Genomic DNA, 21439 nt, shown 5'->3' with positions numbered 1-21439 from the left:
AGCAACCCCCGCGAGCGCGGGGACGACCCTGGCCCTCCTCGACGCGCTGGTGACCGCCCGGAGCAACCCCCGCGAGCGCGGGGACGACCGCACCCCCTTCCGGGGCCCCTCCTCGCCGCTGGAGCAACCCCCGCGAGCGCGGGGACGACGCAGCAGTCCTCGAGGAAGCGGCCGATGTGGTCGAGCAACCCCCGCGAGCGCGGGGACGACCCGAACCGGTAGCCACGAGCGGCGGTGTCGTGAGCAACCCCCGCGAGCGCGGGGACGACTCAGGCACGCGCCGGGCCGCACCGCCAAGTGGCGAGCAACCCCCGCGAGCGCGGGGACGACAGGAGGCCAGGGAACCTACTGCGTGGCAGGGACGAGCAACCCCCGCGAGCGCGGGGACGACACCCGGCCGCGGGCCGGGACACCGTGCCCGTGCGAGCAACCCCCGCGAGCGCGGGGACGACATGGTGACGACCATCTGCATCATCGGGTCGCCGGAGCAACCCCCGCGAGCGCGGGGACGACCAGTGCCCGCGATGCGCTGGCCCACTGGCCACCGAGCAACCCCCGCGAGCGCGGGGACGACATGGACTTGGACTGGATCGCGTCCCGCGCGCGCGAGCAACCCCCGCGAGCGCGGGGACGACTGACAGTGCGCCCCCCAACCCGAGACGGCGAAGGAGCAACCCCCGCGAGCGCGGGGACGACGACCCGGACGACGAGGAGACGCCGGAGGTCACGGAGCAACCCCCGCGAGCGCGGGGACGACAGATGGACTGGCGGGTGCCCGTCGCCACCGGCCGAGCAACCCCCGCGAGCGCGGGGACGACCCGGCTCACCACGCCTGCCCCCATCGAGTACGAGGAGCAACCCCCGCGAGCGCGGGGACGACAAGGTCCCCCTCATGATCGACGACGAGACTCCCGAGCAACCCCCGCGAGCGCGGGGACGACTCCGCCTGCGGTTCGCATTCGGCCGTTGTAGCCGAGCAACCCCCGCGAGCGCGGGGACGACTGGCCGGGCACCCCGGTCTTCGGCAGGACGAACGAGCAACCCCCGCGAGCGCGGGGACGACACTTCTTGACCTGGTGGTTTGTCGAGTTAGTGGTGCGTTTTCATTTACTTGGATTCGGTGCGCGTACCGTTGTTGCGTGGGCGGCCCATGAGGGTGAGGCCGTCGAAGTCGACCGGTGTCCAGCGGTCGTGGCCGGCTGTTCTCACCGACCAGCCCTGCTCGGTGGGGGCTGGTTCGATCATGGTGGCCTGCCCGTTGTCGATGCGTTGGGCGAGGAGCGTCCAGAGGCGGTCGCGGATGCGGGGGTTGGGGGTTCCGACGTAGATGCCGGGAGCGGCTTCGACGAACCAGCGAGTGAGGTGGCCGCGCAGGCCCGGGGGTGCGGCAATGAGGATGACGACGGTGGTCCCCGCGCTCATCTGTCGGCCCCGGGAGTGTTGCCCGGGTTGTCCGTGGGCGGCACGACGTCGAGGTGGGTGTCTGTTGCGAAGGGGTCGGACCAGTTACGGCCGCCGCTGGCAACGGTGTTGTCCTCGTTCCAGAGGCCGTGGATCTCCTCGTCGAGTAGGTCGGGGTTATCCGGGACGAGGAGGTTCTTGATGTCGTTGACGATGCGGGGGAGGAGTTTGTGCTGGACGACGGTGTCCCGCAGGGCTGTGCGGGCGTCTCGTTCGGAGGTGAGTCCGTTGGCGGTGAGGTCGAAGGCGAGTGGGATGGTGTGCTCGGCTTTGTAGAGGTCGGCGATGTCCAGGACGAACGAGAGAGCGGAGCCGGTGTGGACGAAGCCGAGGGCGGGGCTGGTGCCGATGCCGGTGATGACGGCGTGGCAGATGCCGTACAGGGCTGAGTTGGCGGCGGAGAGCACGCGGTTGACGTCGTCGCCGGCGGCGAATGCGTCGCCGGGTTTGTAGTCGCGCTTGGTCCAGGGCACGCCCGTGCGTGCGGAGTGCTCTGCGTAAAGCTTGCGGACGCGGCTGCCTTCTCTGCCTCGTAGCTGCTGAAGGGTCAGGCCAGTGGTGTTCTCACCAGGGAACCGCAGGTCGTACATGCGGCGGGCCACCGTGACGCGTTCTTTGGGCCGGGTGACGAGCCATGCCTGGCGGAGTTGGAGTCGGGAGCCCCTGGCGGTGCTGAGGCCGGAGGCGTAGAGGCGTACACCGTGCTCGCCGACCCAGCACACGGAGGTGGCGGAGTCGGCGAGCAGGGTGACGGCTGCATGGGTGATACGGCTGCCCGGGCCGATCAGAAGGACGGCGAGGTAGGCGGCGGGGACGTGGACGATGCGCGCCTTGTTGATCAGGACGATGGCGTTGTCGTCCCGGTCGATGTGGCAGCGTTCGACGTAGAGACTGGAGACGCGGTCTTCGATGCGATGGACGTCTTGTGGGCCGGTGCGCCACCAGGGTTCAGCCATGGTGCGTCTCGTCCGGGAGTGGGGCGAGGGTCAGGAGTCCTTGGCCGTATCCCTTGGCAGGGCCGATGCCGTTGAGCAGGGCGGCGCGGAGGGCGCCGGTGTCGGTGACGCGAAGGCGCCCCTGGAAGGTGGCGGTGGACAGGGTGACCTGGGCGCCGTGGGGGGTTTTGCGGAAGCGGAGGGTCTCGCGGGCGGTGATGGAGACGGCCGGTGTCTCAGCCGGGGGTGCCGTGTCGGAGCTGTCTTCGTGGGTGGTGCCGAGGTTGATGCCTGGTGCGGTGGTGGTGGAGGGGATGGCGAAGCCGTGGCGTTCTGTTCGTGCGAGGAGCCAGGCGAGTTGATGGGCGGCGGTGCGGTGAGCGACGCGGATGCCGCGGCGTTTGCCGGGGCGGTCGCTCGCCTTCTTGAGGCGTTCGGTCTGCTCGGTGCTGGGCTTCTCCGGGTTCTGCACGTGCTGGACCGGGTTGGCGGTGAGCCGGAAGGCGAACTCCTTGCCGAGTGCGAGGCGCTGGAGCAGGGGGGTGTAGTCGGCGATGAGCGGCTGGCCGCCGTCGGCGTCGGGCCAGCCGGCCTCCTCCACGAGGTGGTGCCAGGAGGGTCGGCTGTCGGTGAGGACGAGGACTTCGGCGCGGTGCGCGGTGCTCGTGTCCAGCCGCCACAGGACGCGTTCGGCGACGGGCTGTACGGCTAGGCCGCTCAGGACGGCCGCGTGCAAGCGGTGGGGGTTGGCGAGCAGCGCGACGGCGTGGCGGCGGCGTGGGTTGAGCGCGATTTTCGACAGGTATGGCATGGGGTCACCAGCCCAGGAGTGCGAAGGGGTCGTGGCCGGGGTCGGCGGCGTCCGCGGTGCCGGTGGGCTTGTGACCGGTGGGCAGTGTGATCCACAGGTGGCGGACGGTGCGGTCGCTGAAGACGGTGCCGGCTTTGAGGTCGTAGGTGTCGGGGACGTCGGAGATGCTGATGTCGCCGGCGGGATCTTCGACGGTGGCTTCGAGTGTCACGGTCGGTGTGCGGATGCGGGCGCGGTGGTGCGCGGCTGCCTGCCAGGGCACTTCCTGCAGTGCGGAGGGCAGGTCGGTGGCCGGGACCAGGCCGAGGCTGACCGGGCCGGTCGGGGGACACGAGCGACGGCCCAGGGACAGCGGGAAGACCGGGTTCCTGACGGCCGTCTCGAGGTCTTCGAGCAGGGAGGCGGGGCCCTCCAGGGCGGCGGTGAAGACCGCGTCCTGCAGGTAGGAGCGTTGGGTGACCCCGGTGTACTTCTTCGCACTGTTCCGCTTCTGCACGCCCTTGGCATCGACCTCGGCGGAGGGCAGGAGCAGGCCACGGTGGTCACTGGCGGTGTGGTAGTCGCGCAGCAGGGTGCCGGGCTGGTCGACCCGGACGCCCAGGCGCAGGCCGAGCAGATCGGTCAGGCCCGCTTCGCGCGGGCGTCCTTGAGCCGCGGCAAGCAGACCGAGAATGCCGGACTTGGTGGGCTGGGCGCGGGTGTCGCGTCGGTTGTAGAGGGAGGCGCCACCCCAGGACTGCAGGGGAGCGGCCAGCCGCAGCAGGAGGACGGCTCGGTCGTTCATCGCTGCGCGGCTTCCACGGTGTTGGTGCGCTGGGTGGGGACGGTGCCCTGGTCGAGCCAGGTGCCGACCAGTTCGCCAAGCGTGTCGAGGAGGGCCGGGAAGGGCATGGAGGGGCCGAAGCTCGCCTCGAGCTTGTCCGGGTTCAGGGCGTAGGTGGCGAGCCTCTGCGTGGGGGCGTTGCCCCAGGTGGCGGCGACGGACCGCAGTTCCTCGGCCAAGGCCACGGCGGAGTCGCCGGCCAGGCCCTGCTGGCCGGTGACGGGCTCTTCGAAGGCGGAGACGAGGTTGACCGGCTGGTCGGTGCGGACGGTGATCAGGACCAGCTGGGGCAGGGTGCGGTGGGCGAAGGAGTTCTGGTGGCCGGTGGGCATGGACCGGGTGAAGGCGTCGACGAACCGGACGGCAGCCTGACGGGCGGCGTCGGCGGAGGTGAGATTGTCGCGCAGCTGGTGCACGCCCAGGACGGCGTAACGGTAGAGAGTGGAGGAGTTGAACTCCACGGTGCCGATCATCCCGGCGCCGGTGTCGTCGGTGTTCTCGTCGTCGACGGCTGTGTAGTAGTCGAATTCGGTCCTGACGGCGTGAGTGGACAGGGCGTGGGCGACCTGGACGGCGGCGTCGACGTTGAGTTCCTTCAGGTCGGCGACCATGCGGCCGAACAGGGCGACCTCCGCAGGGTGCCCGGTGGACAGGGCGGAGACGACGTCGAGCTGCTTGATCTCGGCCTCGAGCTCCTTGTCGGCGAGGGCGGCGAGTTCTGCGGCCCGGTCGCCGAGGAGGGCGATGAGGGAGTCGAGCTGTCGCTTGCCGAAGAACAGCAGGTAGGCGGACTGTTCTTCCTTCTTGGAGGACTTCTTGATGCCCAGGGGTTCCAGCAGGGCGCCGGCCAGCCGGTCCGCCTGTGCCGTCTCGAGCCCGGCACCGCCGTCGGCGGCCGGTGCGGCCAGGCGCTGGGAGAGCAGGGCGGCGATCCGCTTGGTGCGGGTGGCTCGGTCGGCGGGCGCCTCGCCCTTGGCGAACTCGATCCGGGTGGCGCGCTTCCACGCCTGTGACGACACCCGGGCGCGCCGGGCCCCGCCGTAGACGGCCTGCTTGGGCGTGCCGGAGTCGTCGCGGTTGATGTTCGACGGCGGGAGGCTCTGCAGGATGTGGACCTCGACGAACAGGGTGGGCTCGGTCATGGTGCGGCTCCTTCGAAGATGAGCGCCACAGGGGAAGCGGACGGCCGGCCACGCGCCTGCGCACCGGATGTCGGGGACGCCGGTGCCGTGGCGGGGGCTGTGCCGGGTGGCGTGAATGGATGTGCGGTGCCGGTGTCAGGCGGTGGGGTCTTTGCGGTGGAAGTCGCGATCCCAAGTGCTGCGCAGCCCAGGCTGTGCATCGGGCCGTTGCGGGTCGTCCCAGTTGCGCAGGGCACGGCGCAGCAGGTCGTAGTCGAGACCGATTCCGGCCTTGCGCAGAAGGTGCACCAGGCTGCGCAGATGGTGCGCGAGTTCACCCGCGTCCGCGGAGGTGAGCAGAATGCCGAGCCGCTCCTCCAGCGCTGCCTGGCTGACGCCGTCGCCCTGTGCGAGGAGGAGTCGGCAGGCGGTGCCGGGGTTGATCCCGGGCGTGTGCACGGACTGTCGGCGGCCCTGCTGGTGGAGGCCGAACAGCGAGAGCGCGGCGTGTTCGGCGATCAGGTCCCGGGTGAGGGCGCCGCGGACCCGTAGGTCGCTGCCCATCGTGGTGCGGTAGAAGCCCCACATGGCCGGAACGGTCCCGGCTTCCTCGCCCAGCCCGGAGCGCAGGACAGCCAGATCGGCTCCCGCGTCCGCGCCAGCCGGGTCGAAGCCGTCCCAGTAGCCGGGCTGGACTTTCTTCGCACCAGGGATGCTCTGCCCGTTGGCGTCCGCCGGGTCGGTGAACTGCAGACCCCAGGCGCGCAGGACCCGCCCGTGGCGAGGGGTGAGCCAGTCGCACAGGTCACGGTGAAGCCGCGTGTAGTCCAGGCCGATTCCGGCCTGGCGCAGCAGCGGGACCAAGGCGCGGACATGGTGCACCAGTTCGTCGAGGTCCACGGCCGTCGCGGCGGCCGTGAGCCGGCGTGTTTCCGGCCCGTCCGCCTGCCGCTCTGCTCGGTGTTGAGTAGGCGCCGACGTCTGGGTGCCCTGGTGTGCGCGCAGGGCCCGGCAGGCTGTTCCCAGTCCCAGTCCGGGGTGGTGGACGGGTTGGGGCGCACCTTGCTGGTGGAGACCGAAGAGCGTGAGCGCCGCATGTTCGGCCTGGTAGGAGCGGGGCAGACGATCGCTGCCGCGCGCCGCGTCGGTGAGTTCCACTCGGTGCAGGTAACGCATCCCCGCCACAGTGCCCGGTTCGGCTCCCAGGCCCTCGCGCAGCGCGCGCAGGTGCCGCGCCGGGGCCGGTACCCCTGTGCCTTGCGACGCTTTGCGGGGTTCGTGCCACTCTGCGGTGGCTTCCTCCCAGTAGTAGGGGCGGCGGTGGGTGCCGGGTCCGAGGGATGTTTGAGTCATGCGGTTTCTCCCCCCAGGGCTGCCGTTTCGCTGACGCGGGGGAGGATCTCGTTGAGCCTGGCGTAGAAGGCACCGGCCGCCTTGCCGCTGCGGAACACAACCTCCTTGCCGTTGATCTTCTCGGTGCGTCCGATGACAGCCCGCGGCGGAACGGCGGCCATCAATGCGTCCGCCTCCTGGCGGGCGGCGCGGTGCAGCGTGATCTCCCAGGCTTGCTGGGCCTGCTCCAGCATGTCGTAGTCGTCACCGATGGTCCGCAGCCCGGCCAGCAGACGCCGCATCCGGTCGTCGACGGTATGCAGGAGCCGGGCCGAGGGCCTTTCGCCCTTGTCCCGGGGCAGGGGCGCCCCGCCGGCGGCGCGTCGTAGATCGCTGAGCAGGGAGTCCAGCGCCTTCGCCACACGGTCTGCCTGATCGACGCACTCCAGAACAGCCCGGCGCAGCCAGTCGTCGTCGGCGAGGAGGGAGGCGACGGGAAGCGGCAAACTGTCGGCGATGGCGTTCTCCACCACGGCGGACTGGTTGCCGTACTCGAGGCCGCAGGTCTCCACCCCGAGGGGAAAACCCGGCGGTAGACACTCGTCGGCTTGCAGATCGCTGATCTGGCGCAGCAGCGCGGAGGTGTATGGGCCGTCGCCCTCCGCCGGGACCGACAGGGACAGCAGGGCCCCCAGACCCTGCCACGCCGCACGTCCCGAGGTATGGCGGCGGGGCCGGCGTGCGGGCTGTCCTGCCTTGGGTTTGGCGGTGTGATTCCAGGCGGTGTGCAGTTCGTACTCCGACCACGTCGTGAGCCGGTCACCGGCGCAGACGACGACCTGCCGCACTCTCACGCCCTGCTCCGTGCGGGTCGGGACGAGCCGGATACGGCGTGACTGGAACGTGCACAGGTCGAGCAGCCCCGCGGCGGGACGTACCGACCACGAGGGCGTCGCCGGTGACTTCGCCCCCGACGAGGCCGGACGCTCGTCCCAGGCCCATTGCGGCCGGTCGTTGTCGGGCAGACCGTCGGGCCAGTACGGTGTGTTCAGCAGCAGCGTCTCGTACAGGGTGCTGCCGGTTGGGGCGATCACCCCGAACTGCCCCAGAGGGCCGGTCGGGTTGCCGGTTGTCTTTCCACTCTTCGCCTGCTCGTCACCCACGGCGCCCGTCTTGATCGCCGCTGTGTCCCAGCAGTGTGCGTGCAGCAGCCACAGCACGGCGTGGGCGGGGGAGAGATCAAGGTGGTCGGCCTCGCTCAGTGCGCTGAACAGCGGCACGTTGTTCCCCGACGCCGTCGATGGCACGAGCAGGGCCGATGTCTTCGTCCGCCCGTTGAGCGCGGTCAGTCCCGCGACCTGGGCGAACGGCCGTTCCGAGAAGATCCGGAACCGGTCCGCGTAACGCGACTCGAGATAGTCGGAGATCTTTTCCTTCTCCGCGTCGCTGAAGGCTCCTCGTGCCATCCGCTCGGCCCACTGGGTGCGCGACCTCGGCAGCCCCAGCGCATCCCACATGACGGGCAGCAGGAGTTGCCGCAGCACGGCGGGGAGCATCGTCGGCACCGGCAGATCGAATCGTCGGATCGTGTGCGAGCCGGTCAGGGCATCCAGAATGCCCACGCCGAGGCGCTCGCCCTCCAGCCCGACGGCGGAAAGCCAACTTAGTCGGACCAGGTCATCCTCATGACGCTCCACGTTCTTCCCCTCCCCTTGGCGTGCCGTCCGGTCTCTCCCCAGAGATCGCAAGTGGACGCACGCAACTCGCCCTCCGTGAAGCCTGGTTGGGCGTCACTTCTTGGTTCGACCAAGCCTGCATGGAACGTTCGTTGCTTACAAGCGGATCTGGATAATCTGTGGAAATCTCTTGAAAGGTCTGCGCAGTAGAGCTCGCAGCGCATATCCTCGCGCCTTGTGCTGTACCTGGTCCCGACTCAGGTTGGGGTGTTCCTGTTCGGTGCTTGACGTTGTCCCTGCGGCCGCGGGGGTGGGATCAAGGTCCAGTCGGCGTTCTCGTCATCCCCGCTCCTCTTCAAGTCCCAGCTCCTGGTGGTAGGAGAGCCGGGACTTGCCCAGTTGTGCGTATCCCTCCTCCAGGACCAGTGCGCGCGCGTAGCGCAGCCAGGGGTGCGCTGCCCAACCGGACAGCGGCTTCAGGGCTCGGCCGTCATTCGAAAGCGCGGCCGGAAGCCGGACAGATCCGGCCAGCAGCCGCTCGACCACGTCATCGACCACGACCTCGCCGTGCATGCCGAGCCGGGTGCCGTCCAGCGCCGTGAAGCCCGCCGGCCCACGGCATACCAGCACGACCTCGACGCCGCTGTCGCCGTCACGGACAACGGCATTGAGGTCCTCCTCGGACTTCATGCGGCTACCCGCGTAGTGCAGACCCTCCAGGGTCGTCGTCCCCCACTCGCGGGGCCGCGTCAGCACAAACTCCCGGGCCCGCTCGCGGCGTTGCTCTTCCTTCGCCTGCCAGGTGCGGAACGCGGCTTCCTCGTCCCAGCCCTCCGGGCAGACCGGAGCCTCCCCGTACGCCCGTGCCACCAGGTCCGGCACAACCGCCGGGATGGACCACACTCCTGAGCCTCGGTGCCCATCCCCGGCTTCGGGATCGAGCGGCCCCGCAGCCTCTGCCACCAGAGCAGCCGCCCGCAGCAACGACCAACGACCGTAGATCGTTTCGGACGTCGGCAGGAACCGAGGACGCCCTCCCTCGGGTCCAGGGCTCACCCCGGTCACCAGGACCCGCGGCGCCGAATGCGAGGCGGGCCGACGGGTGCCGACGTGCCGGTGCAGTCTGCCGATTCGCTGCAGCAGCAGGTCCACCGGGGCGAGATCCGTGATCAGCAGATCGGCATCGACGTCGAAGGACTGCTCGGCAAGCTGCGTGGCCACTACCACCATCCGCTCCGGCCGATCGTCACCGGCCTGCGGCCCCATCAGCCGCAGACACCGCTCCGTCCGCTCTGCGCGGTGACCGGTACTCAGACGTCCGTGCAGCAAGTGAAGCTGCCCGTCGAACTGCGTTTTGGCCAACTCTCTGTAGATGGCCTGGGCTCGGTCCACCTGATTGACCACCACCAGGACGACACCACCGTCCCGGACCGCTTCACGAGCCGCCGACGCGACGGCTGCGCCCTCCTTGTCCGAGTCGGCAAGCCATTCGATCTGCGTGTCCACCGGGTTGCGCCAGGCCGGAGTCGGCGTGCGGGAACTTTCCACGACCGGGCGGCCGTCCACGGCGGACGCCGACGTCACGCAGGGATAACCGGCCGGCGTCGGCACTGGCTCCTCGGTATCAGCCTTTCCCAGCACCCCTGACAGGTAGGCATCGACGAACGCCTGCCGCTGCGCCGGCGGCAGCGTGGCCGACAACAGGACCACCGGCACACCCGCCTGTCCCAGCCACCGCAACGCCTCCAGCAGGAACTGCCGCATGTAGACATCGGCCGCATGGACCTCGTCCACGATCACGACCTTGCCCGTCAGGCCCGCGAACCGCAGCATCACATGCCGTGTACGCGTCGCCGCGTACAGCAGGTGATCGACGGTGCCCACAGCGAACGGTGTCAGCAGCCCGCGCTTGTTGCCCAGGAACCACACGGGCGGCCCCGCTCGCTCGGCGTCCTCCTGCGCTTTGGTGCCGGGCTGCCAGCCGAAGTCCTCGTCCTCGTCGATGGCTCCGAAGTCGTCCCACACCGAGCCATCGGGCTGATCGGCCGTATCCGGTCGGCCCTCCCACCAAATCTCCACCCACCGACGGTTGAAGCCCCGTTTGCCATGCAGGAGCGCCACCTGCGACTCCAGAGCCGGATCGAACGAGCGCACCCACTCCAGCACTTGCCCATACATCGGATCGCTCGTTGCCTGCGTCGGCATCGCCACGAACACGCCATTCAAGCCGAAACGAGCCGCCAGAATCTCTGCTGCGGCAAACGCTGCCTTGGTCTTGCCCTCACCCATCGGGGCCTCAGCCACCAACAGCCCCGGAACCGGCATCGACCAAGCCCGCTCCACCAGCTCCCACTGTGACGCACGTGGAGAGACCCCCAAACGGTCCTCCAACGGTGCGAGCGCACGGTCCGGCATCACCAGATGCCCCCACCCGGGCGTGAACCCAAGCTTGCTCCATGCCAGTTCAGCCCGGCGCATCGCGCCGGCGGGCGAGATCTCCCGAGCATCGGCCAGACCAGGGAAGGACGCGCTGTCGCTGGCGATCCAGTCCGCCATCACGATCAGCCCCGACAACGCCAACTGCTCTGCTTTCCGTAGCGCTGCAGCAGGTTTCACTTCAGCAAAAGCGTCAAAGCCGACAGCCCGTGTGAACACATCAACCACGGCTTGTTGAGTCTCGGCCCACCCTGCTCCGCGCCCCAGCGCATCCGGATACGGCACTCGCAGCCCGCTCGCAGAAGGGAAGGCACCGTGGTGGCCCGCGACCAACGGCCACACCCAACCGGCCGCCTCGTCATCAGCCCACTCCCGACGCATCCGGGCCCGCAGTAGTGCGCCACCAGCCACGTCATGTCGCCACTTCCTGGGTTTCCCGGCCGGGAGCCTGCCCCAGGTCAGTCCGGTGGCGCGCACGGGAGCGGCCTCTGCCTCATCCAGCCCCTGGAAGGCGGGACACGCCTTACCGCAGTCATGAATCCCGCACACCCACATGAACCACGCCCGCCCCCGGCCGCGGCTGATCTCGTCCAGACGCCGCCGCAACGACGGCGACAGGTACCCATCCCACATCAGGGCCGCGACCGCCGCCGTGTCCAGTAGATGTCCCAGCAGCAGATGCGTTCGCCCCCCATTGAGCGCTGCCGACTTCCCCCACAACCGAGACACCCGAGCAACGGTCTCGTCCGATACCCCCATCGACCGCATCAGGTCCACAAGAGAACGCTCATCCATCACCGGCCCCCAACCAGCCCCGTTCCAAACTGCCCAGCACCATAGACGCCGGGTCTGACAATCCAGGAGGAGACGCCTCGCAGCCTCACACAGGTGAATGAAAACAGGCGGCCTTGCTACCATCACCGCAGTTCAGCAAGTGTCGTCCCCGCGACCGCGGGGGTTGCTCGCAACTCGTGTTGCTTGGTCTCAAGGTCAAAATGTCGTCCCCGCGACCGCGGGGGTTGCTCGGGCTCGCTGACGGCAAGGTAGTTGGCGATGCCGTCGTCCCCGCGACCGCGGGGGTTGCTCCCGAACGTCCGCGTGTTCTACGAGCTCTATGTCGTCGTCCCCGCGACCGCGGGGGTTGCTCCCGTGGAAAACTCGGTTTCGAACGCGGAACCGTGTCGTCCCCGCGACCGCGGGGGTTGCTCAACACACCTGGCTGCCGGGGCTCGCCCCGCACCGTCGTCCCCGCGACCGCGGGGGTTGCTCGCACAGCGGGTCGCGGCCCGCGCCGACGAGCTCGTCGTCCCCGCGACCGCGGGGGTTGCTCGTGGCACTGGCTGTACATCCGGCAGGAGGAGGGGTCGTCCCCGCGACCGCGGGGGTTGCTCGGGAGCCTGCCGTGCTTGAAAAAGGGGGATAAGGTCGTCCCCGCGACCGCGGGGGTTGCTCGGAGATGGTCGAGGCGTACCTGACGCCGCCGCGGTCGTCCCCGCGACCGCGGGGGTTGCTCGATCGTGGAGGCCGTTACCAAGCAGCCCGGCGTGTCGTCCCCGCGACCGCGGGGGTTGCTCACCACCGGATGGGAGACGGACCCCAGGGTGCGGGTCGTCCCCGCGACCGCGGGGGTTGCTCCGCCGCCACCGGTCTCGTCGGCGCCGCCGTCTCGTCGTCCCCGCGTCTGCAGGGGGTGCGAGGTTAATGCCAGGCGCAACCGCTGACCAGCACGTAGATGATCGCCGCGAACAGCGTTTCATCAGTGTGTCCGGGTTACGCCGCCCTGTGGCCGCACCCGTGACGGCGGGATCAACGGCTTCGCGATCTCCCACAACCCATCCGGAACAATCCAACTCCACGCCTCACCACGTAGGACATGGTTTTAGCAACTTGCTCTGGCCCCCTCGACCTACCTGACAACTCACCAGGTAAGTCAGCATCCGGTCAGCATTGGACCGAGGCAGTCTTCCGTAGATGCTCCCGGTTGCAGGCTTCGCGGCAGCTTGCTGCTCACAGATCATGCAGGTGGGGAGCCTGCGCGCTACGACGCACGACGTTCTGGAAAGTCTTCGAGTCGAAGATATGTTGAGTACAGTGAACGCCGCCCTTGACCTGCAGAAAGCAGGCAGGGAGCCGTCTTTCAGGAGTCAAGAATGCTGCGCACGATGTTCAAGTCGAAGATCCACCGCGCCACCGTCACCCAGGCCGACCTGCACTATGTGGGATCGGTGACGATCGATGCCGAGCTGTTGGATGCCGCTGATCTGCTGCCCGGGGAGCTGGTGCACATCGTGGACATCACCAATGGGGCACGGCTGGAGACGTACGTCATCGAGGGGGAGCGGGGGTCCGGGGTCATCGGGATCAACGGGGCCGCCGCGCATCTGGTGCACCCCGGGGACCTGGTGATTCTGATCAGCTACGCGCAGGTCGACGATGCCGAGGCGCGGGCGCTGAAGCCGAAGGTCGTGCACGTGGATGGGGAGAACCGGATCGTCGCGCTCGGGGCCGACCCCTCCGAGCCGGTGCCGGGGTCCGACCAGGAGCGGAGTCCGCAGGCCGTATCGGCGTGAGTGAGTGCGGGGTGGTCGGGTAGTCGGGGGGTGGTCCCGGGTCACCAGGTCCGGGGACCGCTCGGAGGACAGTCATGACCCAGCCGAACCCCGACCCCGCACCTCCGGCCCCGCCGCCCGGTCCGGGGCCCACGCCGCCGGACCCGTACCCGAGCCCGGTGCCGCCTCCGGAGCCGGGCCCCGGGCCGACACCGCCGGGACCGGGTCCGACACCGCCTCCGGTACCGCCAGGTCCTGAGCCCAGCCCGCCGTCCCCGGTACCGCCAGGTCCTGAGCCGACCCCGCCGCCTCCGGTGCCGCCCGGCCCGCCGCCGACTCCGCCGTCCCCGGTGCCGCCGGTGCCGCCGAGTCCCGAGCCGGTTCCGCCGCCGTCTCCCGTGCCGCCCGGGCCGTCCCCGTCTCCCGTTCCGCCGGGCCCCGAGCCCATGCCGAACCCGGAGCCGGGACCGCCGCTGACGCCGGAGGAGTGAGGAGTCAGGTGCGACCCGGCTCGCGTTCATCCCGGAGGGGGCGAGGGCCCCGGCAACGGTTCCAGTCGGTCCCGCCGCCGTCCCCGTGCCGCCGGGACCGTGCCCGTCTCCCGTGCCGCCGGACCCCGTGCCGCCGGACCCCGAGCCCGTACCGAACCCGGAGGGGCGACGCGGCCTCAGCAGATCCCGCCGCCCCGCCCCTCCCGCGTCACCTACGCCCGGACCTCCGCCCGGTCCCCGCCCCACAGCGTGTGGAACGAGCCGTCCTTGTCGACCCGCCGATACGTGTGCGCGCCGAAGTAGTCCCGCTGCCCCTGCGTCAGCGCCGCGGGCAGCCGGTCCGCGCGCAGTGCGTCGTAGTACGCGAGGGCCGCCGCGAAGCCGGGGGCCGGGACGCCCTGGCGGGTGGCGGCGATCAGGACCTCGCGCCAGTCGTCCTGGGCCTCGGCGATCTCGCGGGCGAAGGTCTCGTCCGACAGGAGGCTCGGCAGGTCCGGGCGGGCGTCGTACGCGGCACGGATGCGGTCGAGGAAGGCCGCGCGGATGATGCAGCCGCCGCGCCAGATCGAGGCGACCTCACCGAGGTCGATGTCCCAGTCGTACTCCGCGCTGCCCGCCGCGATCTCGTGGAAGCCCTGGGTGTACGAGACGATCTTGGAGGCGTACAGCGCCTGCTCGACCTTGTCCGCGAAGGCGGCGGCCTCCTCCTTGCTCAGCGGCGTCGGCTTCGGTCCCGCCAGGTCCCGCGAAGCCTCCCGCAGCGCCGCGTGGCCCGACAACGACCGCGCGAAGACCGCCTCCGCGATGCCGGACACCGGCACGCCGAGGTCGAGCGCGATCTGGACCGTCCAGCGGCCGGTGCCCTTCTGCTCGGCCTGGTCGACCACCACGTCCACGAACGGCTTGCCGGTCTCCGCGTCCACGTGGGACAGCACCTCGGCGGTGATCTCGATCAGGTAGGAGTCCAGGCGGCCCCGGTTCCAGGTGCGGAAGATGTCCGCGATCTCGGCGGGGGAGTACCCGGCGACGTCGCGAAGGAGCTGGTACGCCTCACCGATCAGCTGCATGTCGGCGTACTCGATGCCGTTGTGCACCATCTTCACGAAGTGCCCGGCGCCGTCGGGGCCCACATGCGTCACACAGGGGGCGCCGTCGTCCGCCTTCGCGGAGATCTTCTCCAGCATCGGGCCGAGCGAGTCGTACGACTCCACCGAGCCGCCCGGCATGATGCTCGGGCCATTCAGCGCGCCCTCCTCGCCGCCGGAGATGCCCGTGCCGACGAAGTGGATGCCCTGCTCGCGCAGCTCCCGCTCCCGGCGCCGGGTGTCCGCGAAGTGCGCGTTGCCCCCGTCGATGATCATGTCGCCGGGCTCCAGGAGCGGCGCGAACTCCTCGATCACCGCGTCCGTCGGCTCACCGGCCTTCACCATGATGACCAGGCGGCGCGGGCGCTCCAGGGCCTCCACGAACTCCTTCGCGGTCTCGGCCGGGACGAACTCGCCCTCGCCGCCGAACTCCTCGACCAGCTCGCGCGTCTTCGACGCCGTGCGGTTGTGCACGGCGACCGTGTAGCCGTTGCGCGCGAAGTTCCGGGCGAGATTGCGGCCCATGACCGCGAGGCCGGTGACGCCGATCTGCGCTGAACTGCTCATATCGCCTGCTCCCTAGCTGCCATCGTCATGTGCGGCTCCGTCGTGCGGGCCTCGCGGCCCATCCTGTCGCGCCGCCCCGGCGAGCGCACATCCGGCCCGCCACGCATGTTTACGGACGGGAGGCGCCCCTCGGCTCAGTTCACGGGAGCGTAGGCGAAATCCGCTGCCGACAGCCTCGCCGTGCCCTGACAGGCGGCTTCTTTCACCCCATCAGGAATCCAGACGCAAGGGGCGAATCGGCCACCGACTTCGGCCGGATTCCCCTCTTGTCACGGCCTGTGCCCCGCCCTTACTTTTGCCCCTCCTGACACATGTCGAGGGGATTGCGGAGATGGCCGTACGCGGCCGGCATCGCCGGTACCAGCCCAGCAGGATCAACCGGGCCTCGCTCACCGTCACGGCGGGAGGCGCCGGACTCGCGATCCCGCTGGTGGCCGCCGGCACCGCCGACGCGGCCGCGCCCTCCACCTGGAACAAGGTCGCCGCCTGCGAGTCCAGCGGCAACTGGAGCATCAACACGGGCAACGGCTTCTACGGCGGGCTCCAGTTCACCCGCTCCACCTGGGAGGCGTACGGCGGCACCCGCTACGCACCCCGCGCCGACCTGGCCACCCGCGAGCAGCAGATCGCCGTCGCCGAGAAGGTCCTGAACGGACAGGGGCCGGGCGCCTGGCCCGTCTGCTCGGTCCGGGCGGGGCTCACCCGGGGCGGGCCACCCGCGCACACCGAGGCCGCTCCGGCCCCTCAGCACACGGCTCCTCAGCACACCGCCGCGCCGCACACCGACAGCGCCGCCGTCCGCCCCGCGCGGAGCGCGAAGGCGCAGGACGTCAGCCCGCAGACCATCCCCCAGTCCCGGGCGGGCCGCGCCGAGATGTACACGGTCGTGCACGGCGACACCCTCTCCGGCATCGCCGACGAGCACGAGGTGCGCGGCGGCTGGCGCGGACTGTACGCGGGCAACCGGGCGGCCATCGGCTCCGATCCCGACCTGATCCTGCCGGGACAGCGGCTCAGCCTGCGGCCCGGCTCCGGGACGGCGGCCCGTACGACCACCCCCGAGAGCAAGCCCGCCCGCAAGAAGGCCGCTCCGGAACACAAGACCCCCGCGCCCAAGGCCCCCGAGCACAAGGCCCCCACGCACAAGACCGCCGCGCACCCCGCCTCCACCAGCGGGTTCGCCGCCCCGGTCAGTGCCGCCATCGGCACCGGGTACCACGCGGGCGGCTCCCACTGGTCGAAGGGCTACCACACGGGCGTCGACTTCCTGGTGCCCACCGGCACCTCGGTCAAGGCGGCCGGTGCCGGGCACGTGGTGGCGGCGGGCTGGGGCGGGTCGTACGGCTACCAGGTGGTCATCCGGCACGCCGACGGCCGGTACACGCAGTACGCCCACCTGTCCGCGATCTCCGTACGCGCCGGGCAGAACGTGGCCCTGGGGCAGCGGGTCGGCCGCTCCGGCGCGACGGGCAACGTGACGGGCCCGCATCTGCACTTCGAGGTGCGGACCGGCCCCGGCTTCGGCACGGACGTCGACCCGCTCTCCTTCCTGAGGGCACACGGCGTCAAACTCTGAGCGCGGCCCGGCCGTTGCGACCGGGCCGCACGGGCGCGCCGTACGACGGTCAGGCGGCGCGTCCCTCAGGGCCGTGTACGGCGTCCACGTCCGGGACGAGTGCTTCCGCGCGCCGGGGTCCGGGCAGCACCTTGACGGCGTCCAGCGGAAAATCCACCGGAGGCAGCCCCTTGGCGCGCGCCCCGGACAGTTCCGTCCGCGCCGCGGGCACCTCCGCGTCCGATTCCGGCCGCTCCGTCGTCAGCAGGATCAGCCCGCCCGCCGTCACCACCCCGCACGCCAGCGCGAGCATCGTGCCCGTCGTGCCGTGGCGGAACGTCTCGCCGAACATCAGGATGCCGACCACCGCCGCCAGCACCGGGTTGATCACGGTCAGCGTGGCCAGCGGCGCGGCCAGGCCGCCACCCCGGTAGGCCGCCTGGGAGAGCAGCACGCCCGCCGCCGAGAACACACCGATCAGCACCAGCGAGGACAGGTCCCCGAGGCCCGGCCTGACGCTCCAGTCCGCGGCGACCGTCTTCGTGAACACCGACCCCATGCCGAAGGCCGTACCGGCGCCCGCCGCGAGGAACACCCCGCGCACCGCCGGACTGCGGTGCGCGGCCCGGCCCGCCACCATCAGCGCCACGACCACTCCACCGGCCACCAGCGCGACGGCCATGCGCCGGGCCGGGTCCAGGTTGTGCGCCTCGGCCGCGCCGACCAGCGCGAGCAGCCCCGCGAGCCCCGCCGTCGCCATGACAGCCCCGCGCCAGGCGGCGGCCCCCGTCGGACGGCCCACGAACAGCACCGCCATCGGCAGCGCGAAGACGATGGTCAGCGCGCCCAGCGGCTGGACCAGGCTCAGCGGGCCGTAGGCGAGCGCGACGACGTGCAGCACGGCGCCGAGCCCGTTCAGCCCGAGCGCCGCCCACCAGCCGGCCCGGCGCAGCGGCAGGAACCGGGCGTCCGGGCAGGACACCGCGACCCGCTCCTGCGCGAGGGCGCCGCCCGCGTACGCCACGGCGGACACGAACGACAGCAGGACGGACAGCGCGAGGGCGCTCATCTACGGCTCCCTCGACAAAGGGCCCGCAGGGCCCGGCGCGGTGCGCGGTCGGCTTCCATGGGCGCAACTCTGCCCGCCCGCGCGCCCCAAGTCGTCGTCCCTGAGCACGCGATGCGTCCTACTGCCGATGGAGTACGGAAGCCTCCCGATCATCCCCGAGGCGGGTGACTTCGTCCGCCCTGCCCTGACTGCGCCCTGATGCCCGACCCCGCTCCGACCCTGGCGCAGGTCCCGCTCGGGCCCTGATACAAGTGCGGACGTGGCCCTCGATCCCGACCTCACCGCACTGCGCCCGCTCGGCGGCTTCTTCGCCCTGCGCACGCTCCCGGACGGCACCCGCCCTCCCGGGCAGCTCCTCGCGGAGGTGTACGGGACGCCCGCCCCCGGCGTTCAACCCGACGCCCTGGACGCCCGCGTCGCCCTGGTCGGCGACCGCCTCCGGGTGACCGAGCCCCGCGTGCGCGCCTCCATCGCCCAGCAGGGCCTCGCCGCCCGGCTGTGGTCGCCCGCACTGGCCTGCGCCGCGCTGTACGGCGAGGTCCCCGACCTGGCCCCGCTCCACTGGGACGCCACCGCGAGCGCCCCCGACGACCTGTGGCTCACCGGCGTACGACCGCTGCCCGGGGACGCGGACACCCTCGCGGACACCGTCCTGCGCGCCCACCTCGCACCCCTGGGAGACACCCTGACGGCCCGTTACGGGGTCGCGTCCGGACTCCTGTGGGGCAACGCGGCCTCCGCGCTCGCCGGAGCCGCCCGCCAACTGGACCACTGGGCACGGGCGAACGGCCGCAGGGACGTGGCCGGACGCGCCGCCGCCCTCACCGACGCCCTCTTCGCCCGGCCCCCGCTGTACGGCACCGGAGCGCGCGCCGGGAGAGCCTTCCGCCGCCGCAGCTGCTGCCTCTACTACCGCGTCCCCGGCGGCGGAGTCTGCGGAGACTGCTGCTTCACACGGCCACCGGGCTCTTCCCCGCGCGCCGCTTCTGGGTGACCATGAGGGAACCTGCCGCCGAATCCAGGGGGTTGTCCGGTGCGAGTGGGACTGCTGACCCGGGAGTTCCCCCCGGACGTGTACGGCGGCGCGGGCGTCCATGTCGAGTTCCTGGCCGGGGAGTTGTCCCGGCTGGTCGACCTCGAAGTGCACTGCTGGGGCGAGGGCCGCAGCACCGGCGTCGTACGCCACCGCCCCTGGGCCGCCCTGGACGACGCCAACGACGCGCTGCGCACCTTCTCCGTGGACCTCGCCATGACCGCCGCCCTGGAGGGCCGCGACCTGGTCCACTCGCACACCTGGTACGCCAACCTCGCGGGTCACCTCGCCAAGCTGCTGTACGGCGTCCCGCACGTGGTGACCGCGCACTCGCTGGAGCCGCTGCGCCCCTGGAAGGCCGAGCAACTGGGCGGCGGCTACGCCCTGTCGGGCTGGGCCGAGCGCACCGCGATCGAGGCGGCGGACGCGGTGATCGCCGTATCCGGCGCTATGCGCGACGACATCCTCGCCTGCTACCCGGCGCTCGACCCCGCCCGCGTCCACGTGATCCACAACGGCATCGACACCGCCCTGTACCGCCCCGACCCGGGCACAGAAGCCCTGGTCCGCAACGGAGTCGATCCCGAGCGGCCCTACGTCCTCTTCGTCGGCCGGATCACCCGTCAGAAGGGCGTGCCCCAACTGCTGCGCGCCATCAGGCAGATCGACCCCGACGTACAGGTCGTGCTCTGCGCGGGCGCGCCCGACACCCCGGACATCGACCGGGAGTTCCGCGAGCTGTACCAGGAGGTGAGCGCGGAGCGCGCGGGTGTGCTGTGGATCCCGCAGATGCTGCCGCGCGCGGAGGTCATCCAACTCCTCACCCACGCGGCCGTGTTCGTGTGCCCGTCCGTCTACGAGCCGCTGGGCATCGTCAACCTGGAGGCGATGGCCTGCGGCACCCCCGTGGTCGCCTCCCGGACCGGCGGCATCCCGGAGGTCGTCGACGACGGACGCACGGGCCTCCTGGTCGACGTGGACGGGGAGTTCGAGACGAACCTCGCCCGCGCCCTGGACGCCGTGCTCGCCGATCCGGCGGCGGGCGCCCGCATGGGCGAGGCCGGACGGACGCGCGCGACCACGGAGTTCGGCTGGGACGCGGTGGCCCGGCGCACGGCGGCGCTGTACGAGGAGATCCTCGCGCAGGCTTAGCCCCCCCGGCGCGGGGGCATCCATGGGTTCATCCACGGTGAGGGGAGTGGCCATGCGGCGAGGGGGACCTTCGGTACTCGGGATCGTGCTGGCGGGCGGGGAGGGCAAGCGGCTGATGCCGCTCACCACGGACCGCGCCAAACCCGCGGTCACCTTCGGCGGCACCTACCGGCTGGTCGACTTCGTGCTGTCCAACCTGGTCAACGCCGACGTGCTGCGCATCTGCGTGCTCACCCAGTACAAGTCGCACTCGCTGGACCGGCACGTCACCACCACCTGGCGGATGTCCAGCCTGCTCGGCAACTACGTCACCCCGGTCCCGGCGCAGCAGCGGCTCGGCCCGCGCTGGTACCTGGGCAGCGCCGACGCGCTCCTGCAGTCGCTCAACCTGGTCCACGACGAACAGCCCGAGTACGTCGCGGTGTTCGGCGCCGACCACGTCTACCGCATGGACCCGCGCCAGATGCTCCGGCAGCACATCGAGGGCGGCGCGGGCGTCACGGTGGCCGGTATCCGGGTGCCCCGGGCTGAGTCCTCGTCCTTCGGCGTGATCACCCCGGGCTCGGACGGCCGTACGGTCCAGCGCTTCCAGGAGAAGCCCGCCGACCCGCCGGGCCTGGCCGACGACCCCGCCTCGGTGTTCGCCTCGATGGGCAACTACGTCTTCACCACCAAGGTCCTCATCGAGGCGCTGCAGCGGGACGCGGAGGACGAGGAGTCCGTGCACGACATGGGCGGCTCGATCCTGCCCCAGCTCACCGGCCGGGGCGAGGCCCAGCTCTACGACTTCGGCGACAACCACGTGCCCGGCGAGACCAGCCGCGACCAGGGCTACTGGCGCGACGTGGGCACGCTCGACGCCTACTACGACGCCCACATGGACCTGATCGCCGAGCGCCCGGCGTTCAACCTCTACAACCGCCAGTGGCCCATCTACACCCACTCGGGCCAGCTCTCCCCGGCCCGCTTCAACGCGGGCGGCATCGCGAGCGAGTCCATCATCAGCGCGGGCTGCCTGATCAAGGGACAGGTCACCCGCTCGGTGCTGTCGCCGGGGGTGCGGATCGACCCGGGCGCGGTCGTCCAGGGCTCGGTGCTGCACGACAACGTGCGCGTCGGGAGGGGCGCGGTGGTGCGGGGCGCCGTACTGGACAAGAACGTGGAGGTCCCGCCGGGCGCGACCATCGGGGTCAACCCGGAGCGGGACGCCGAGCTGTACACCGTCTCGAAGGGCGGGGTCATCGCGCTGGGGAAGGGACAGCTGGTGACCTGAGGCTGACCCGCGCTCCAGGCGACGCCGTTCCGCGACGCGCCGACACATTCCGCCCGGGATGCCCGGGTTC

The 21439-nt window shown here is 71.0% G+C and carries 15 protein-coding genes, 1 pseudogene and 2 CRISPR repeat arrays (1 of these 18 cut by a window edge); of the genes and pseudogenes, 5 read left to right on the top strand and 11 right to left on the bottom strand.

All coding sequences use genetic code 11. The annotated features are described in order from the left end of the window. A CRISPR array of direct repeats spans positions 1 to 1063; the repeat unit is 28 nt; unit sequence GAGCAACCCCCGCGAGCGCGGGGACGAC (it extends 551 nt beyond the left edge of the window). A gap of 44 nt (positions 1064 to 1107) precedes the next feature. From cas2e to B079_RS35630, 9 genes and pseudogenes are all read right to left on the bottom strand, one after another. Next, the gene (gene cas2e / locus B079_RS0128985) at positions 1108 to 1422 is read right to left on the bottom strand and encodes a type I-E CRISPR-associated endoribonuclease Cas2e (protein WP_018549356.1); all 315 of its coding nucleotides are present in this window, start codon (positions 1420 to 1422) and stop codon (positions 1108 to 1110) included. Then, positions 1419 to 2417 (bottom strand): type I-E CRISPR-associated endonuclease Cas1e, encoded by a 999-nt coding sequence (cas1e, locus tag B079_RS0128980; RefSeq protein WP_018549355.1) that lies wholly within the window; start codon positions 2415 to 2417, stop codon positions 1419 to 1421. The genes cas2e and cas1e overlap by 4 nt, the downstream gene beginning before the upstream one ends. Next, positions 2410 to 3207 carry a type I-E CRISPR-associated protein Cas6/Cse3/CasE gene (gene cas6e, locus B079_RS0128975; protein WP_018549354.1) on the bottom strand — a complete coding sequence of 266 codons (798 nt, stop codon included), beginning with the start codon at positions 3205 to 3207 and terminating at the stop codon, positions 2410 to 2412. Before cas6e ends, cas1e begins: the two co-directional genes overlap by 8 nt. A 4-nt stretch (positions 3208 to 3211) precedes the next feature. Beyond that, positions 3212 to 3991, bottom strand: coding sequence for a type I-E CRISPR-associated protein Cas5/CasD (cas5e, locus tag B079_RS0128970; protein WP_018549353.1), 780 nt, complete (start codon positions 3989 to 3991; stop codon positions 3212 to 3214). Next, on the bottom strand, positions 3988 to 5172 hold the full coding sequence (gene cas7e / locus B079_RS0128965; protein ID WP_018549352.1) for a type I-E CRISPR-associated protein Cas7/Cse4/CasC: 1185 nt from the start codon (positions 5170 to 5172) through the stop codon (positions 3988 to 3990). Before cas7e ends, cas5e begins: the two co-directional genes overlap by 4 nt. Before the next feature lie 135 nt (positions 5173 to 5307). Then, the gene (gene casB, locus B079_RS0128960; RefSeq protein WP_026249192.1) at positions 5308 to 6504 is read right to left on the bottom strand and encodes a type I-E CRISPR-associated protein Cse2/CasB; all 1197 of its coding nucleotides are present in this window, start codon (positions 6502 to 6504) and stop codon (positions 5308 to 5310) included. Further along, on the bottom strand, positions 6501 to 8180 hold the full coding sequence (gene casA, locus B079_RS0128955; protein ID WP_026249191.1) for a type I-E CRISPR-associated protein Cse1/CasA: 1680 nt from the start codon (positions 8178 to 8180) through the stop codon (positions 6501 to 6503). Before casA ends, casB begins: the two co-directional genes overlap by 4 nt. A 318-nt stretch (positions 8181 to 8498) precedes the next feature. After that, positions 8499 to 11390, bottom strand: coding sequence for a CRISPR-associated helicase Cas3' (gene cas3, locus B079_RS0128950; protein WP_234016894.1), 2892 nt, complete (start codon positions 11388 to 11390; stop codon positions 8499 to 8501). 141 nt (positions 11391 to 11531) lie between these two features. Continuing rightward, a CRISPR array of direct repeats spans positions 11532 to 12230; the repeat unit is 28 nt; unit sequence GTCGTCCCCGCGACCGCGGGGGTTGCTC. A 69-nt stretch (positions 12231 to 12299) separates the two neighbouring features. Further along, a pseudogene (locus tag B079_RS35630) lies at positions 12300 to 12441 on the bottom strand (transposase); the annotation flags it as partial. Between the two features lie 304 nt (positions 12442 to 12745). Here B079_RS35630 and panD point away from each other — a divergent pair. Then, positions 12746 to 13165 (top strand): aspartate 1-decarboxylase, encoded by a 420-nt coding sequence (panD, locus tag B079_RS0128945; protein WP_018549348.1) that lies wholly within the window; start codon positions 12746 to 12748, stop codon positions 13163 to 13165. A gap of 682 nt (positions 13166 to 13847) precedes the next feature. Here panD and gndA read toward each other — a convergent pair. Further along, positions 13848 to 15287, bottom strand: a complete 1440-nt coding sequence (gene gndA / locus B079_RS0128940) for an NADP-dependent phosphogluconate dehydrogenase (RefSeq protein ID WP_018549347.1) — start codon at positions 15285 to 15287, stop codon at positions 13848 to 13850. 331 nt (positions 15288 to 15618) lie between these two features. Here gndA and B079_RS0128935 point away from each other — a divergent pair, with 331 nt between their 5' ends. Next, entirely contained in the window at positions 15619 to 16863 is a 1245-nt protein-coding gene (locus tag B079_RS0128935) for a transglycosylase family protein (RefSeq protein ID WP_018549346.1), read from the top strand. 49 nt (positions 16864 to 16912) lie between these two features. Here the strand turns inward: B079_RS0128935 and B079_RS0128930 are convergent, their stop codons facing one another. Beyond that, positions 16913 to 17911: a DMT family transporter gene (locus B079_RS0128930; protein WP_018549345.1), complete on the bottom strand. Its 999-nt coding sequence runs from the start codon at positions 17909 to 17911 to the stop codon at positions 16913 to 16915. A 259-nt stretch (positions 17912 to 18170) separates the two neighbouring features. Here B079_RS0128930 and B079_RS0128925 point away from each other — a divergent pair, with 259 nt between their 5' ends. The 3 genes from B079_RS0128925 to glgC are packed head-to-tail and all read left to right on the top strand — an operon-like array spanning position 18171 to position 21369. Further along, entirely contained in the window at positions 18171 to 18905 is a 735-nt protein-coding gene (locus B079_RS0128925) for a (2Fe-2S)-binding protein (protein ID WP_018549344.1), read from the top strand. Positions 18906 to 18944: 39 nt separating this feature from the next. Then, complete coding sequence (gene glgA / locus B079_RS0128920) at positions 18945 to 20096, top strand: glycogen synthase (RefSeq protein WP_037802249.1); 1152 nt, start codon at positions 18945 to 18947, stop codon at positions 20094 to 20096. 52 nt (positions 20097 to 20148) lie between these two features. After that, the gene (gene glgC, locus B079_RS0128915; RefSeq protein WP_026249189.1) at positions 20149 to 21369 is read left to right on the top strand and encodes a glucose-1-phosphate adenylyltransferase; all 1221 of its coding nucleotides are present in this window, start codon (positions 20149 to 20151) and stop codon (positions 21367 to 21369) included. Positions 21370 to 21439 lie beyond the last annotated feature (70 nt).

This window comes from Streptomyces sp. LaPpAH-108 (assembly GCF_000373625.1).
Classification (GTDB): Bacteria; Actinomycetota; Actinomycetes; order Streptomycetales; family Streptomycetaceae; genus Streptomyces.
The sequence above is the reverse complement of the archived record's forward strand: the minus strand, read 5'-3'. Positions and strand labels throughout refer to the sequence as shown.

What these genes read in the sequence shown, in the direction of transcription:
- cas2e (WP_018549356.1), bottom strand. Translation starts at nt 1,422, where the DNA reads ATGAGCGCGGGGACCACCGTCGTCATCCTCATTGCCGCACCCCCGGGC.
- cas1e (WP_018549355.1), bottom strand. Translation starts at nt 2,417, where the DNA reads ATGGCTGAACCCTGGTGGCGCACCGGCCCACAAGACGTCCATCGCATC.
- cas6e (WP_018549354.1), bottom strand. Translation starts at nt 3,207, where the DNA reads ATGCCATACCTGTCGAAAATCGCGCTCAACCCACGCCGCCGCCACGCC.
- cas5e (WP_018549353.1), bottom strand. Translation starts at nt 3,991, where the DNA reads ATGAACGACCGAGCCGTCCTCCTGCTGCGGCTGGCCGCTCCCCTGCAG.
- cas7e (WP_018549352.1), bottom strand. Translation starts at nt 5,172, where the DNA reads ATGACCGAGCCCACCCTGTTCGTCGAGGTCCACATCCTGCAGAGCCTC.
- casB (WP_026249192.1), bottom strand. Translation starts at nt 6,504, where the DNA reads ATGACTCAAACATCCCTCGGACCCGGCACCCACCGCCGCCCCTACTAC.
- cas3 (WP_234016894.1), bottom strand. Translation starts at nt 11,390, where the DNA reads ATGGATGAGCGTTCTCTTGTGGACCTGATGCGGTCGATGGGGGTATCG.
- panD (WP_018549348.1), top strand. Translation starts at nt 12,746, where the DNA reads ATGCTGCGCACGATGTTCAAGTCGAAGATCCACCGCGCCACCGTCACC.
- gndA (WP_018549347.1), bottom strand. Translation starts at nt 15,287, where the DNA reads ATGAGCAGTTCAGCGCAGATCGGCGTCACCGGCCTCGCGGTCATGGGC.
- B079_RS0128935 (WP_018549346.1), top strand. Translation starts at nt 15,619, where the DNA reads ATGGCCGTACGCGGCCGGCATCGCCGGTACCAGCCCAGCAGGATCAAC.
- B079_RS0128930 (WP_018549345.1), bottom strand. Translation starts at nt 17,911, where the DNA reads ATGAGCGCCCTCGCGCTGTCCGTCCTGCTGTCGTTCGTGTCCGCCGTG.
- glgC (WP_026249189.1), top strand. Translation starts at nt 20,149, where the DNA reads ATGCGGCGAGGGGGACCTTCGGTACTCGGGATCGTGCTGGCGGGCGGG.